Here is a 13,355-nt window from a genome sequence, read left to right as displayed (position 1 = left end):
CAGGCGCTGCGGCTGGCCGAGGTCGAGGCCCTGCCGGCCTCCGGCGCGCTGGTGGTCGACGCCTGCCGCCATGGCCTGCGCGCCGGTGCCGCCTGGCTGCCGCTGGCGCGCCGGCCGCTGCTGTTCGCGCTGCTGCGCGCGCTGGCCGAGGCCTGGCCCGGCGATGTCGACCGCAACGAGCTGATCGCCGGCGCCTTCCGCACCCGCCACCCCGACGACTCGCACCGCGCGCGGCTGCGGGTCGCGATCGGCCGCCTGCGTGCGCTGATCACGCCGCTGGCGAGCATCGAGGCCAGCGCGCGCGGCTTCGCGCTCGTGCCGCGCGGCAGGGAGACGAGCGCCGTCCTGGTGCTGGCACCGCCCGTCGATGGCGATCGGGGCGCGCTGCTGGCCCTGCTGGCCGATGGCGTGCCCTGGTCCACCTCGGCGCTGGCGCTGGCCCTGGGGGCCAGTCAGCGCAGCGTGCAGCGCGCCCTGGTCGAACTGGAGGCCGAAGGGCGGGCGCGTTCGATCGGGCGGGCGCGCGCACAGCGCTGGCTGGCGCCGCCGCTGGCCGGATTCACGACGATCTTGTTACTCCCCGCCGCGCTGCCACCCGGCTAAATTGCTCTCACGGCGCCGATCCGCGGCGCGTCGCACAAGGAAACGACGATGAGCAGCAGCAGCAATCCGGGCAAGACAGCCGCCGTGCTTCGCAAGGCCGAGATCGTGCGCGAGTACGGCCCCTTCGAGGGCGCCGAGCGCATCCATGGCGTCACGCATGACGGACAGCGCGTCTGGGCCGCCACCGGCGATCGCCTGCTGGCCTTCGATCCCGGCAGCGGCGAGCCGACGCGCACGCTGGAGCACGCCTGCGACGCCGGCACCGCCTTCGACGGCACCCATCTCTACCAGATCGCCGAGGCGCGCATCGACAAGATCGATCCCGCCACCGGCGCGGTCCTGGCCTCGATCCCGGCGCCCGGCCAGGGCGGCGATTCGGGCCTGGCCTGGGCCGAGGGCAGCCTGTGGGTGGGGCATTACCGTGACCGGAAGATCCATCGGATCGATCCCGCCACCGGCGCGATCCTGCGCAGCATCGAGTCGAACCGCTTCGTCACCGGCGTGACCTGGGTCGACGGCGAGTTGTGGCATGGCACCTGGGAGGGCGACGAGAGCGAGATCCGCCGCATCGACCCGCACAGCGGCGCCGTGCTCGAGCGGCTGGAGATGCCCAGCGGCATCGGCGTCAGCGGCATGGAGTCCGATGGCGCGGCGCTGTTCTATTGCGGCGGCGGCTCGAGCGGCAAGGTGCGCGCCGTGCGCCGGCCCAGGCCCGGCGCGCCCTGAGTTCGGCGCGCAGCACAGCGGCCAAGGCAACGGCAGGCGAATGCGCCGTGCTGCGGCCGAGCCCATTCTTCTTGGCTCTTTGCGCGTTGATTTCTGATCTCCCAGCCTGGCCTTGAGCGCCACTGCGAGGCCCTGGCTTCTCCACCGCTGGGCTCTGGCGGAGAAAACCAAACGCAACGCCAAGCAGGAGGACGGGCGGGCCTGATGCGCAGGTCAAGGAGGAGGCCGCGTAGCGGCCGGGGGATTGAGCCCGGACACCGGAAGTCCGGTGGACTTCCGGTGCCTGGCGAAAGGCAGGGCCGGGAGGCCCTGGCACGCAGCAGCAGGCCTGCCCGTCCTCCTGCGCCCAGGCCGTCGTCATTTCAGCATCACCAAACAACACGCAAAGCGCCTTCTTCTTTCTCGCAACCCGGCAAGGAGTCCCATCATGAGCAGCAATCATCCGGTCGTCTCCCGGGACCGCTGGCTGGCCGAACGCCAGCGGCTGCTGGCGCGCGAGAAGGAGCTGACCCGTCTGGCCGATCGGCTCGCCCGCGAGCGCCGCGCGCTGCCCTGGGTGCGCCTGGCCAAGCCCTATGTCTTCGACGCGCCCGAAGGCCGGCGCTCGCTGGCCGAGCTGTTCGAGGGCCGGCGTCAGCTGCTGGTCCAGCATTTCATGTTCGCACCCGGCTGGGAGCAGGGCTGCCCGAGCTGCTCCTTCATGGCCGACCACATCGAGGGGGCGCTGCCGCATCTGGCGCAGCGCGATGTCGGCTGGCTGGTGGTCTCGCGTGCGCCGCTGGCCGAGATCGAGCGCTTCCGCCGGCGCATGGGCTGGCGGTTCAGGTGGGTGTCCTCGCAGGGCAGCGACTTCAACTACGACTTCGGCGTCTCCTTCACGCCGGCGCAGCGCGCCGCGGGCGCGGTGCCCTACAACTACGCCCTGCAGCCCTTCCCGCACGAGGAGGCGCCCGGCATCAGCGCCTTCTACCGGGACGATTCCGGCGAGGTGTTCCACACCTACTCGACCTACGGGCGCGGCGTGGAGGTGATGATGGGCACCTACCGGCTGCTGGACCTGGCGCCCAAGGGCCGCGACGAGGACGGCCTGAGCTACGGCATGCAATGGCTGCGGCACCATGACCGCTATGAGTCGTCGCCGGCGGCCGCGGGCCAGGGCTCCTGCTGCGCGGCGCAGGCCTGAAAAACCGGGCCGATCTGCCCCGCAGCTGCCCGGCACCATGGCGGCAACAAGCCTGTGGCCCCGGCTGGCCGTCGCCGGCCTCGGCGCCTTGCATGGACTGAACCCCGGCCAACGGCTGGGTGTTCGCCGCCGCCCGCGGCCTGGGCGCGCGCGACGGCCGCCGGGCCCGGCGCCTGGCCCTGCTGCCGCTGGCGATCGGCCATGCCGCCTCGGTTGCGGCGCTGGCCTGGGCCCTGGCGCAAGGCCTGGCACCGGACCCCGCGCTGTTCCAGCGGCTGGCCGGCGCGCTGCTGGTGGCGGCGGCGCTGGGCCTCACCGGGCTGCTGCTGATGCTGAGGACGCCCGGCACGGCCGGGTAGGCGCTGGCCCGCTCCATTAGTACAGCCGGACCGCCGTGTCGAAATGCCAGCTCCGGCGGATCTCGATGACGTCGAAATCGCGGGCCAGGCCGGGCTGGAACGCCTGGTAGTTCGCCTGGCTGTGCACGATGCGCCGTATCGCTTCGTCGATGGCCGGCACGCCGCTGGAACGCACGAAGCTCACCGACTCCACCGAGCCATCGCTGCGGACGGCCACCGTCACCAGCGGATCGGTGTGCGGCTGCTTCGCCGCCTCGCGGACCATGTCGATGGTCATGTTCAGCTGGATCTTGCGGGCCCAGGCCTCCGCGTACAGGACGAGTTCCGCGTTGGGGTCGCTGCGCCCGAACAGCCGGCCTCGACGCGCGCTGCTCGATCCGGGCGCCGGCGACTGGCGCGCGGCGGCCGCGGCCGCCGCGTCACGCTGGGCGGCCTCCTCATCCAACTGCCGTCCTATCGCCCGAAGCCTGGCTTCCCGCCGTTCCGCCTCCACCATCCTGGCGGCTTCCAGCCTGGCGGCCTCGGCCCGCGCCGCGTCCTGCCGCGCCGCCTCCTGGCCAGCCGCGGCCTGCCGCTCGGCCTCCAGCCGCGCGGCTTCGGCGCGCGCTGCTTCCTGTCGCGCGGACTCCCGGCGTTCGGCCTCCTTCCTTGCGGCCTCCTGCCGCACCGCCTCCTGCCGTGCCGCCTCTTGCCGTGCCGCCTCTTGCCGTGCCGCCGCCTGTCGCTCGGCGTCGACCCGCGCTGCTTCCAGCCGTGTCGCCTCTTGCCGAGCTGCGGCCTGCCGTTCAACCTCCTCCAGTCGCGCCGTTTCGGCCCGCGCTGCTTCCTGCCGCGCCGCGGCTTGCCGCAAGGCCTCCCGACGCTCGGCCTCCAGCCGCGCGGCTTCGACCCGCGCCGCTTCCAGCCGAGCCGCCGCCTGCCGCTCGGCTTCCAGCCTTGCGGCCTCGGCCCGCGCTGTTTCTTCTTCTAGCCGCACCGCCGCCTGCCGTTCGGTCTCTAGCCGTTCCGCTGCCGCCGCCTTCTTGGCAGTCATGGCGGCGGCTTCGATCTCGGCCCGTTCAACAAGGGCGCGCTCCGACGCTTCCCGCCTGATTCGCGCGGGCGCTTCAGCGGCATCGGCCGTATCGCGACGCAGCGGCGGCGTCGCCTCGATCGGCTGCGGGCTGGAGGCGCTTGGCGCGGCCGCGGTGATGACGGGCGTCGGCAGCGTCGACGCGGGCGGCACGACCCATGTGGGCGCCTCGGACCGCGGCACGGCGAGCATGGCGGGAGCGGCGGGAGCGGTGGGCTCGGGGAGGGGCGCGGCGTCAGCGGGCGGATGATCGGTGCGCCAAGGTGCTGCCGCCGTCCCGGGGGGCGCAGCGCTCGCGGTGTCGATCGTTGGGCCCGGCTCCGGCCTCGGCGCCGTCGGACCGGGCAGCGGCGCGATCACCGCGGCCGCCGGTCCCGGCGGGGGCGGCGCAGCGGACCCGGAGGGCGCCAGCGCCGGCCCGGCGGTGACGCCGGCAGGACGGGCCGCGGGCGGCTCGCCCTCCACCGGCGTCGCCAATGGCCGCGCGGCCGCAAGCAGCGTGACGCGCAGATCGGGCGCCTCGGCGCGCCGCTCCTGCCAGGGGAAGCCGAAGCCCGGAAGACCGAGCCCCTGACCGCCGAAGCTCAGGCTCAGCAGCAGCGCGTGGATCAGCAGGGAGAGCAGCAGCGCAAGCGCCCGGCGCCTGCGTTCGATGGCGCTGCTGCCCCGGCTGCTCCGCCATGGGGCATGGCTTGCCGCCGCGGCTTGCGCGAACGGCGCCGGCTGCGGCTCGGGGGCGGGTTCCAGCGCGTCGCCGAAATCCGTTGTGGAGCTCAACAAGCGTGCTCCACCGTCGCGGCCCGGGCATGGCTGCCGATGCTGCTGCTGCCGACGCGGGGCGGCAGGGCGCCGTGCTGCCCCTTGCGCCCGTCGCGCCGACGGACCCGCCGGGCATGATCTTGCCCAAGCATCTCGGAGATAGCCGTGAATCGCATCGCGCCCATTGTCTTCTCTATCCAAACCCGGTCAGGCTCGGGCGCCGATTCTCGCGGGTCCGGACGCAGGGTCGAGGGGGGCGATTGCGCATTGACCGATTGATTCTGCGCGCTGATAGACCGCCGGGCGAAGTGCGAGATGCCGGCCCCGATGGGCCTTTCCCCGCGCAAGGACAGGTACTCGGCTGCAGCGGGAGGGCCCCCGCTGCACCGATCCCGGCCATGGGCGCGCCGTTGCGTCCCATGGTGGCCGGTCACATAATCGTCGCGCCAGGCGGTTCGCCGGGTCCTTCCGCGAGCCGTTCGGCGCCCACCAGAGGAGCCCTCCATGCACATCACGCCGATCGCGGCCGCGGCCGCTCTCACCTTGGTTCTCGTCGGCCCGTCGCTCGGCCACGAAGTGGAGGAGGGCAAGGGCCGGCTCGGCAAGGTTGCCTTTGCCAACAGTTGCGACGCCAAGGTGCAGCAGGAGTTGCAGCGCGCCATCGCGATGCTGCATTCGTTCTGGTTCTCGGCCGGCGAAAAGGCATTCCGCCATGTGCTCGACGACGATCCCGGCTGCGGCATCGCCACCTTTGGCATCGCGGCGATCCTGATGAACAACCCGCTCGCCGGCCAAGGCCCCTCGCCGAAGGCCGCCGAGGCTGCCGCGGCGGCGATCGAACAAGGCCGGCGCGTGGGCGCCAAGACGCAGCGCGAACGCGACTACATCGAGGCCGTCGCCAGCTACTACGCCGACTTCGCCAGCAGGCCCGAGCGAGCGCGGCAGGCGGCGCGCGCCCTGGCCTTCGAGGCCTTGGCCGCAAAGTACCCCGATGACGACGAGGCGCAGATCTTCGCGGCGCTCTACGTCGCCGGCACGCAGTCGCAGGCCGACCAGACCTACGCGGCCTACCTGAAGGCGGCCGCGGTGCTGGAGCAGCAGTTCGTCAAGTATCCGGACCATCCGGGCGTCGCGCATTACCTGATCCACAGCTACGACGCACCGCCGATCGCCGCCAAGGGCCTGCCTGCCGCACGCCGCTATGCGGGCATCGCGCCCGACGCGCCGCATGCGCTGCACATGCCCTCGCATATCTTCACTCGCGTGGGAGCCTGGACGGACTCGGTGAGCACGAACCGCCGATCGGCCGACGTGGCAAAGAAGGATCCCTCCGAGGCCGTGAATACCTACCATGCCGCCGACTACATGGTCTATGCCCAGCTTCAGCTCGGCCGCGACCAGGAGGCGCGGCGCGTGATGGAAGAGTTCAAGAGCGCCGACGGCGCCAAGCTGGCGCAGTTCGCGGGCCCCTATGCCGCGGTGGCGATGCCCGCGCGGCTGGCGCTCGAGCGGGGCGACTGGGCCGCGGCGGCGCAGCTCGCGCCGCAAGGCACGGCCTTCGCTCATTGCGAGGCCATCACGAGCTTCTCGCGCGCGCTAGGCGCCGCACGTATGGGCGACGTGGCCGCGGCCGAGCAGGAGGCGCAGCGCCTGGAGGCGCAGCACAGGGCGCTTGTCGAAGCCAAGAACAACTACTGGGCCACCGAGGTCGAGGTCCAGCGCATCGCCGCTGCGGCCTGGATCGCCAAGGCCAAGGGCCAGCACGACGAGGCCCTGCGACTGATGCGCGCCGCGGCCGATATGGAGGATCGCAGCGAGAAGCACATCGTCACGCCCGGCCGCGTCGTGCCGGCGCGTGAGTTGCTGGGCGAAATGCTGATGGAGCTCAAGCAGCCCGCTGCCGCGCTCAAGGAGTTCGAGCAGTCGCAGGTGCGCGAGCCCAACCGCCTGCGCGGTTATGCCGGCGCGGCGGCGGCCGCCGATGCGGCTGGCCAGCGCGACAGCGCGCGCGCGCATTACGCCAAACTGGTCGAGCTCACGCGCGACGCCGACACCCCGCTGCCCGAGATCAAGCGCGCCAGAACCTTCCTGGCAAGCCGGTGAAGCGGGTTCGGCGCGCGGGCGTCGCGGCAGCGGCCCTGATGCTGCTGCTGCTGCCGCCGCTGCTGCTGCACAGGGCCGCGGCGGTGCAGTCGGACGACTCCGACGACCAGGCACTGCTGGCCGATGCCGACTACGCTGCCGGCCGCGCGGCGCTCAAGGCCGGCGACGCAGCCATCGCATTGCGGCATTACCAGGCCGCGCTCAAACGCTTCCCGGACGCGGCCGATGTGCACAACGAACTCGGTTTCACGCACCGCAAGCTGCGCCAGATGGACCAGGCCTTCGAGCATTACAAGCGCGCGCTGGCCATCAAGCCCGACCACCGCGGCGCCCACGAATACATTGGCGAGGCCTACCTGATGATCGAGGACCTGGCCGGCGCCGAGCGGCACCTCACCGCATTGCGCGCGCTGTGCCTGGTGTCCTGCGACGAGTTGAAGGATCTGGAGAAGGCGGTCGCCGAGTTCAGGTCGATCAAGGCGGAGCGGCGGCCCTGAGCGAAACCGCCATTCCGTCGTTCGTCGTGACGGCCTGCGCCCGGCCGCGAGCGATGATGACCCCGCTCAGGCCTCCTTCAGCAACTCAAACACCGCCCGCGCCACCACCTGGGTTGCCCGGCGCAGGTCTTCCAGCACCAGGTGTTCGTCCGCTCGCTTGGCATTGCTCTCCAGCACGGTGCGCGGCCCGGCGCCATAGATGGCGGCCGGGATGCCATGCTCGCCATAGAGGCGCACATCGGTGTAGAGCGGCGTGCCCGAGGTGGGGATATCCTCGCCGAACACGGCGCGGCCATGCTTCTGCAGCGCATCCACCAGCGGCTTGTTGCCGGGCAGGGGCCGCAGCGCGCGGGCCAGCAGCAGGCGCCTGATCTCCACCGTGATGCCGGGATAGCCGGCCGCGGCCTTCGCGATCAGCTCGCGGAGGTTCGCTTCCACCGCCGCCGGGTCCTCCTCGGGGATCATCCGGCGGTCCAGCTTCAGCGTGACCTTGCCGGGCACGACATTGGTGTTGGTGCCGCCCTCGATGCGGCCGACGTTCAGATAAGGGTGCTTGATGCCATCGACCCGGCTCGTCACCTTCTTGTACTCGGCGTTCTGCGCATACAGCGCATTGAGGATGGCCACCGCGCCCTGCAGCGCGTCGATGCCGGTGTCGGGAATGGCTGCATGCGCCATTTTGCCGTGCACCGTCACTTCCATCTGCAGGCAGCCGTTGTGCGCGGTGACCACCTGGTAGGCGAAGCCGGCGGCCAAGAGGAAGTCGGGCTTGGTCAGGCCCTTCTTCAGCAGCCAGCCGGGGCCCAGCTCGCCGCCGAATTCCTCGTCGTAGGTGAAGTGCAGTTCGACGCCGCCCTTGAGGGGAATGCCGAGCGATTCCAGCGCGCGCAGCGCGAAGGTGTAGGTCGCGAAGTCGCTCTTGCTGACCGCGCTGGCGCGGCCATAGAGCTTGCCGTCTTCGATGTCGCCGCTGTAGGGGCCATGGCTCCAGCCCTCGCCGGGCGGCACCACGTCGCCATGGGCGTTCAGCGCGATGACCGGCCCCTGCTCGGCAAAGCGGCGGCGCACGATCAGGTTGGTGATCGACTGCAGGCCGTAGGCCCGCACCTCGGCCTCGGGCACGGCATGCTGCTCGGCCTCGTAGCCGAAGCCCTGCAGCAGCTCGGCGGTGCGCAGCGCATGCGGCGCGTTGTTGCCGGGCGGCGTGTCGGTGGGTACCTGGACCAGGGCCTGGAGAAAGCGCACCTGCTCGTCGAAATGCGCGTCGATCCAGGCGTCGAGTTGTTGTTCGTAATGCTTGTTGTCCATGGGCTCACAGGCTTTCGAGCAGTTGCTGGAAGACGCGCACGCAGAGCTCGGCGTCGTCATTGCTGATGGCTTCCAGCGGGTTGTGGCTGATGCCCGAGTTCTGGCCGCGCAGGAAGAGCATGGCCTGGGGCATGGCTTCAAAGAGCTTCATCGCGTCGTGCCCCGCGCCCGAGGGCATGCGGAAGACCGGCAGGCCCTGGGCGACGACCACGGCCTCCCAGCGCTGCTGCCAGGCCGAATCGCTGGGCGCGGCCGAGGCGTTCTCGGTCGGCGTGACGCTGTAGTGCAGGCCGCGGCGCGCGCAGATGCGCGCCAGCTCGGCCTGCACATCGGTGTCGAGCCGGTCGCGCGCGGCATTGGTGGTGGCGCGCAGGTCCAGGCTGAAGCGGCAGCGGCCCGGCACCACATTGATCGAGCCGGCGGGAACCTCGAGCATGCCGACGGTGCCGACGATGTCCTGCTCGGATCCGGCGCGTTCCTCGACGAACAGGATCAGCTCGGCCACCGCGGCGGCGGCGTCGCGGCGCCGGTCCATCGGCGTGGTGCCGGCATGCGAGGCCATGCCCACCACCTCGCAGAGATAGCGCACGCTGCCGTTGATCGAGGTGACCACGCCCAGCGGCAGGTCCAGCTCGTTGAGCACCGGACCCTGCTCGATATGCACCTCGACAAAGGCGCGGTAGCGCGCCGGGTCGCGCGTCAGCGCGGCGATGGCGTCCAGCGTCGCCGGCAGGCCGGCGTCCAGCATCGCGTCGCGCATCGAAACGCCCTGGGCGTCCCGCTGATCCAGCCATTCGGGCCTGAAGCGGCCGATCAGCGCGCCCGAGCCCAGGAAGGTGGCCTTGTAGCGCTGACCTTCCTCCTCGGCAAAACCCACCACCTCCAGGCCGAAGGGCAGGCGGCGGCCCTGGGCGTGCAGCTCGCGCACGCATACACAGGGGACCAGGATGCCCAGGCGGCCGTCGTACTTGCCGGCGTTGCGCACCGTGTCGTAATGGCTGCCGGTCAGCAATCGCGGGGCCGACCTGTCCGTGCCGTGGTAGATGCCCACCACATTGCCCACCGCGTCGATGTTCACCTCGTCGAAGCCGCAGTCCTCGCGCATCCAATGCGCCAGCTGGGCCGCCACGGCGCGGTGCGCCTCGGTCAGGTAGGTGACGGTGAGCTGCCCCTGCTGCTTGAAGCCGGGGTCGGAATGCACGGCCAGCTGCTCGGCCCAGTCCCACACCAGATTGCCCAGCCGGGGCTCGACGCCGAACTTGTCGTTCAGCCTGATCTCGGCGATGCGGTGGATGTTGCGCAGGCATTCGGCGCGCTCGAAATCCGGATGGCCCTCGAGCCGGCGCGCGAAGGTGGCGATGATCTCGGCCTTGCTCAGGCCCTGGCCGCGCGGGCCGCGCACGGCCAGGATGAAGGGCCAGCCGAACCTGGCCTTGTAGTCGGCGTTGAGCTGCTGGATGCGCGCGAACTCCTCGGGCGTGCACTGGGTCAGGCCGGCCTTGCTCTGCTCGTTCGTGGACTCGGCGGTCAGGGTCTGGGCCACCATGGCCTTGCCGGCCAGCTCGGGGTGGGCGCGGATCAGGCTCAGGCGCTCGTCGGCCGAGGCCTCGCGCACCACCTGGGCCAGCGCATGCTTCAGCTGGGCCAGGGTCGCGAAGGGGCGGGCCGCCGCGGCGCGCTCGGCGATCCAGGGCGAATGCTCATAGCTGCCGTCCAGCAGCGCGACGAACTCGGTCGGGCCGGCGGCGTTCAGTTGGTCCAGCGTGATCTTCATTTCCATGGTCATTCCCAGATGAAGGCCTGGGTCGCGTCGAAGGGATGGGTGGCGCGCCAGTGCCGTGCAATGTCCACGCGGCGGCAGATCCAGACGCGGTCGTGCTTCTCGACATGGTCCAGGAAGCGCTGCAGCGCGCGCATGCGGCCGGGCCTGCCCAGCAGCCGGCAATGCATGCCCACGCTCATCATCTTGGGCGCCTCGATGCCCTCGGCATAGAGCAGGTCGAAGCTGTCGCGCAGATACTCGAAGAACTCGTCGCCATGGCTGAAGCCCTGGGGCAGGGCGAAGCGCATGTCGTTGCAGTCCAGCGTATAGGGCACGACCAGATGGGGGCCGAGCCGGCCGTCGCTCTTGCGCACCTGCAGCCAGAAGGGCAGGTCGTCGCCGTAGTAGTCGCTGTCGTACTCGAAGCCGCCGTAGTCGGCCACCAGGCGGCGGGTGTTGGGGCTGTCGCGGCCGGTGTACCAGCCCGAGGGCCTCTCGCCGGTCAGGCGCTGGATGATATCCATGCCGATGTCCATGTGGCGGCGCTCCTCGGCCGCGTCGATGTTCTGGTAATGGATCCAGCGCCAGCCGTGGCAGGCGATCTCGTGGTCCAGTTCCTTGAAGGCCCGGGTCAGCTCGGGATGGCGCTGCAGCGCCATCGCGACGCCGAACACGGTCAGCGGCAGCGCGCGCTTCTCGAATTCGCGCAAAAGACGCCAGACGCCCACGCGCGAGCCGTACTCGTAGATGCCCTCCATGCTCAGGTGGCGCGCCGCATAGGCGGCCGGGTTGAACATCTCGGAGAGGAACTGCTCGGAAGCCGCGTCGCAATGCAGCACCGAGTTCTCGCCGCCTTCCTCGTAGTTCAGCACGAACTGCAGGGCGATGCGGGCCCCGCCCGGCCATTGGGCATGCGGCGGGTGCTCGCCGTAGCCGATCAGGTCGCGGGGATAGCGGGAGGGCTGGATGGGGCCGTTCATAAGCTGCTCAGGGCTTCCTTCAGATCCTTCACGCGCGGGTTCAGCCGCAGGTTCGCCTCCACATGGCCCAGATGGGTGGCCATCAGCTTCTGCACCGCCTTCCGGTCCTTGGCCTCCAGCGCGTTGACGATCAACTCGTGCTCGGCCTGCGACTCGGCGGCCGAATGCGAGCTCTGGTACATCAGCGCGATCAGCGAGCTGCGCGACAGCAGGTCCGACAGCATCTCGGCCATCACCTCATTGCCCAGCATCCGGGCCAGGAGCACATGGAAATCGGCCAGCAGCCGGGTGCGGCCCGGCACATCGGTGCGCGCGACGGCCTCGCGCTCCTGCTTCAGGTGCGTGCGCAACTGCCTGATCTGGGCCGGCGTGATGCGCTCGGCCAGCTGGGCCAGCAGCGCGCTTTCCAGCATCTGGCGGGTCTCGAAGACCTGGCGTGCCTCCTCGACGCCGGGCTCGGCGACGAAGGCGCCGCGCGCCGGATGCAGGGTCACGAGGCGGTCGCGGCTGAGCTGGTTCAGGGCCTGGCGCACCAGGGTGCGCGAACATTGGTAGATGTCGGCCAGCTTCTGCTCGGCCAGCTTGGTGCCCGGCATCAGGCGGCGCTCGACGATGGCCGCGGTGATGGACGCGGCGATGCGGGCGGTGGTGCTGTCTGGGTCGGCGCTCATGGTCTTGTGTGCAGAAGTGTATACACTTTGCCTCAGGATCGTATGACGCGTAGAAGGACCTCCCGATGGGCAAGCTCACCACCCATGTGCTGGACACCATGCATGGCAGCCCGGCCGCCGGCATGGCGGTGGCGCTGTACCGCATCGACGCCGCCGGCGCCGCCCAGCTGATCCAGCGCCTGCTGCTGAACGAGGACGGCCGCGCCGCCGCACCGCTGCTGCAGGATGCGGCCCTGCAGCCCGGCCGCTACCGCCTGGTGTTCGGCGTGGCGGCCTATTTCAAGGACCGCGGCGTTGCCTTGCCCGAGCCGGCCTTTCTGGACGAGGTGCCGCTGGACTTCGGCATCGCCGACACGGCGGCCCATTACCATGTGCCGCTGCTGGCCAGCCCCTGGGCCTATTCCACCTACCGGGGCAGTTGAGGTCGATGCGATGAGGCCCTGGCAGGAACTCGCACTGCTGCTGGCCGCCGAGCCGGCGGTGCTGGTGCGGGTGGAGGCCGTGCAGGGCAGCGGGCCGCGCGAGGTGGGGGCCTGGATGGCGGTGGGGCGCTCGGCCCTGGTGGCCACCATCGGCGGCGGGCATCTGGAGTTCGAGGCCGTCGCCCAGGCCCGCGCCATCCTGGCAGCGGGCCGGGTGGCCGAGCCGCGCCGGCGCTTCGCGCTGGGGCCGAGCCTGGGCCAATGCTGCGGCGGCGTGGTGTGGCTGGACTTCGCGCTGCTGGGCGCCACCGACATCCCGGCGCTGAAAGCTCGCCTGGCCGATGCCGAACCGCGCCTGCCGGTGGCCCTGTTCGGCGGCGGCCATGTGGGACGCGCCATCGTGCGCCTGCTGGGCGAGCTGCCGGCCGAGGTGTTCTGGGTCGACAGCCGCGACGAGATCTTCCCCGCGGCGCTGCCGGACAATGTCAGCGCCGAGCATTCGGACCCGGTGCAGGCCGCGGTGCAAGACCTGGCCCCGGACTCGCGCGTGCTGATCATGAGCTTCAGCCATGCCGAGGACCTGGACGTGGTGGCCGCCTGCCTGCAGCGCCGCCGCGAACGCGGCGATCTGCCCTTCATCGGCCTGATCGGCAGCAAGAGCAAATGGGCCACCTTCCGGCATAGGCTGGAAGCGCGCGGCTTCAGCGCGGCGGAGCTGGCCGGCGTCAGCTGCCCGATCGGCGTGCCCGGGATCGGCGGCAAGCAGCCGGCGGTGATCGCGGTGGCGGTGGTGGCGCAGCTGCTGCAGGGCTGGCCGGCCCCCTGAAACAAGGGGGGTGTCGCCGGTCTGTCTTGGGACTGTCATTGGCGTCTTCTAACTTCGCGCGCTGGTCCGGCGCCGCCGGGCATC

12 protein-coding genes and 1 pseudogene are annotated in these 13,355 nt (G+C 71.0%); 8 read left to right on the top strand and 5 right to left on the bottom strand.

Going from position 1 to position 13,355, the window contains the following annotated elements; genetic code table 11:
• The 4 genes and pseudogenes from AC07OQ_RS10840 to AC07OQ_RS10825 form a co-directional block, all read left to right on the top strand.
• Positions 1-603: pseudogene (locus AC07OQ_RS10840) on the top strand (helix-turn-helix domain-containing protein); the annotation flags it as partial.
• A gap of 48 nt (positions 604-651) precedes the next feature.
• Complete coding sequence (locus tag AC07OQ_RS10835) at positions 652-1,329, top strand: Vgb family protein (protein ID WP_495053130.1); 678 nt, start codon at positions 652-654, stop codon at positions 1,327-1,329.
• A gap of 427 nt (positions 1,330-1,756) precedes the next feature.
• On the top strand, positions 1,757-2,512 hold the full coding sequence (locus tag AC07OQ_RS10830) for a DUF899 domain-containing protein (RefSeq protein WP_495053129.1): 756 nt from the start codon (positions 1,757-1,759) through the stop codon (positions 2,510-2,512).
• 119 nt (positions 2,513-2,631) lie between these two features.
• Entirely contained in the window at positions 2,632-2,871 is a 240-nt protein-coding gene (locus AC07OQ_RS10825) for a hypothetical protein (protein WP_495053128.1), read from the top strand.
• Between the two features lie 16 nt (positions 2,872-2,887).
• Here the strand turns inward: AC07OQ_RS10825 and AC07OQ_RS10820 are convergent, their stop codons facing one another.
• On the bottom strand, positions 2,888-4,720 hold the full coding sequence (locus AC07OQ_RS10820) for a TonB C-terminal domain-containing protein (RefSeq protein ID WP_495053127.1): 1,833 nt from the start codon (positions 4,718-4,720) through the stop codon (positions 2,888-2,890).
• Between the two features lie 486 nt (positions 4,721-5,206).
• Here AC07OQ_RS10820 and AC07OQ_RS10815 point away from each other — a divergent pair, with 486 nt between their 5' ends.
• Together AC07OQ_RS10815 and AC07OQ_RS10810 are read left to right on the top strand one after the other, a co-directional pair.
• Positions 5,207-6,805 (top strand): hypothetical protein, encoded by a 1,599-nt coding sequence (locus tag AC07OQ_RS10815; RefSeq protein WP_495053126.1) that lies wholly within the window; start codon positions 5,207-5,209, stop codon positions 6,803-6,805.
• Entirely contained in the window at positions 6,802-7,302 is a 501-nt protein-coding gene (locus AC07OQ_RS10810; RefSeq protein ID WP_495053125.1) for a tetratricopeptide repeat protein, read from the top strand. The genes AC07OQ_RS10815 and AC07OQ_RS10810 overlap by 4 nt, the downstream gene beginning before the upstream one ends.
• Before the next feature lie 66 nt (positions 7,303-7,368).
• On the opposite strand, the gene AC07OQ_RS10805 is transcribed toward AC07OQ_RS10810, so the two are convergent.
• The 4 genes from AC07OQ_RS10805 to AC07OQ_RS10790 are packed head-to-tail and all read right to left on the bottom strand — an operon-like array spanning position 7,369 to position 12,023.
• On the bottom strand, positions 7,369-8,610 hold the full coding sequence (locus AC07OQ_RS10805) for a M20 family metallopeptidase (RefSeq protein ID WP_495053124.1): 1,242 nt from the start codon (positions 8,608-8,610) through the stop codon (positions 7,369-7,371).
• A 4-nt stretch (positions 8,611-8,614) separates the two neighbouring features.
• Complete coding sequence (gene uraD / locus AC07OQ_RS10800) at positions 8,615-10,384, bottom strand: 2-oxo-4-hydroxy-4-carboxy-5-ureidoimidazoline decarboxylase (protein WP_495053134.1); 1,770 nt, start codon at positions 10,382-10,384, stop codon at positions 8,615-8,617.
• Positions 10,385-10,392: 8 nt separating this feature from the next.
• Positions 10,393-11,352, bottom strand: a complete 960-nt coding sequence (puuE, locus tag AC07OQ_RS10795) for an allantoinase PuuE (protein ID WP_495053123.1) — start codon at positions 11,350-11,352, stop codon at positions 10,393-10,395.
• On the bottom strand, positions 11,349-12,023 hold the full coding sequence (locus tag AC07OQ_RS10790) for a GntR family transcriptional regulator (RefSeq protein WP_495053122.1): 675 nt from the start codon (positions 12,021-12,023) through the stop codon (positions 11,349-11,351). Before AC07OQ_RS10790 ends, puuE begins: the two co-directional genes overlap by 4 nt.
• A gap of 65 nt (positions 12,024-12,088) precedes the next feature.
• Here AC07OQ_RS10790 and uraH point away from each other — a divergent pair, with 65 nt between their 5' ends.
• Positions 12,089-12,445 (top strand): hydroxyisourate hydrolase, encoded by a 357-nt coding sequence (gene uraH, locus AC07OQ_RS10785; protein WP_495053121.1) that lies wholly within the window; start codon positions 12,089-12,091, stop codon positions 12,443-12,445.
• A gap of 10 nt (positions 12,446-12,455) precedes the next feature.
• Complete coding sequence (xdhC, locus tag AC07OQ_RS10780) at positions 12,456-13,271, top strand: xanthine dehydrogenase accessory protein XdhC (protein ID WP_495053120.1); 816 nt, start codon at positions 12,456-12,458, stop codon at positions 13,269-13,271.
• Positions 13,272-13,355: the final 84 nt, after the last annotated feature.

This window comes from Roseateles sp. GW821-FHT09B06, assembly GCF_059418245.1.
This window is presented reverse-complemented; position numbering and strand designations above follow the sequence as displayed.

Coding starts and splice junctions, on each gene's coding strand:
- AC07OQ_RS10835 (WP_495053130.1), top strand. CDS start 652: ATGAGCAGCAGCAGCAATCCGGGCAAGACAGCCGCCGTGCTTCGCAAG.
- AC07OQ_RS10830 (WP_495053129.1), top strand. CDS start 1,757: ATGAGCAGCAATCATCCGGTCGTCTCCCGGGACCGCTGGCTGGCCGAA.
- AC07OQ_RS10815 (WP_495053126.1), top strand. CDS start 5,207: ATGCACATCACGCCGATCGCGGCCGCGGCCGCTCTCACCTTGGTTCTC.
- AC07OQ_RS10805 (WP_495053124.1), bottom strand. CDS start 8,610: ATGGACAACAAGCATTACGAACAACAACTCGACGCCTGGATCGACGCG.
- uraD (WP_495053134.1), bottom strand. CDS start 10,384: ATGAAGATCACGCTGGACCAACTGAACGCCGCCGGCCCGACCGAGTTC.
- puuE (WP_495053123.1), bottom strand. CDS start 11,352: ATGAACGGCCCCATCCAGCCCTCCCGCTATCCCCGCGACCTGATCGGC.
- AC07OQ_RS10790 (WP_495053122.1), bottom strand. CDS start 12,023: ATGAGCGCCGACCCAGACAGCACCACCGCCCGCATCGCCGCGTCCATC.
- uraH (WP_495053121.1), top strand. CDS start 12,089: ATGGGCAAGCTCACCACCCATGTGCTGGACACCATGCATGGCAGCCCG.
- xdhC (WP_495053120.1), top strand. CDS start 12,456: ATGAGGCCCTGGCAGGAACTCGCACTGCTGCTGGCCGCCGAGCCGGCG.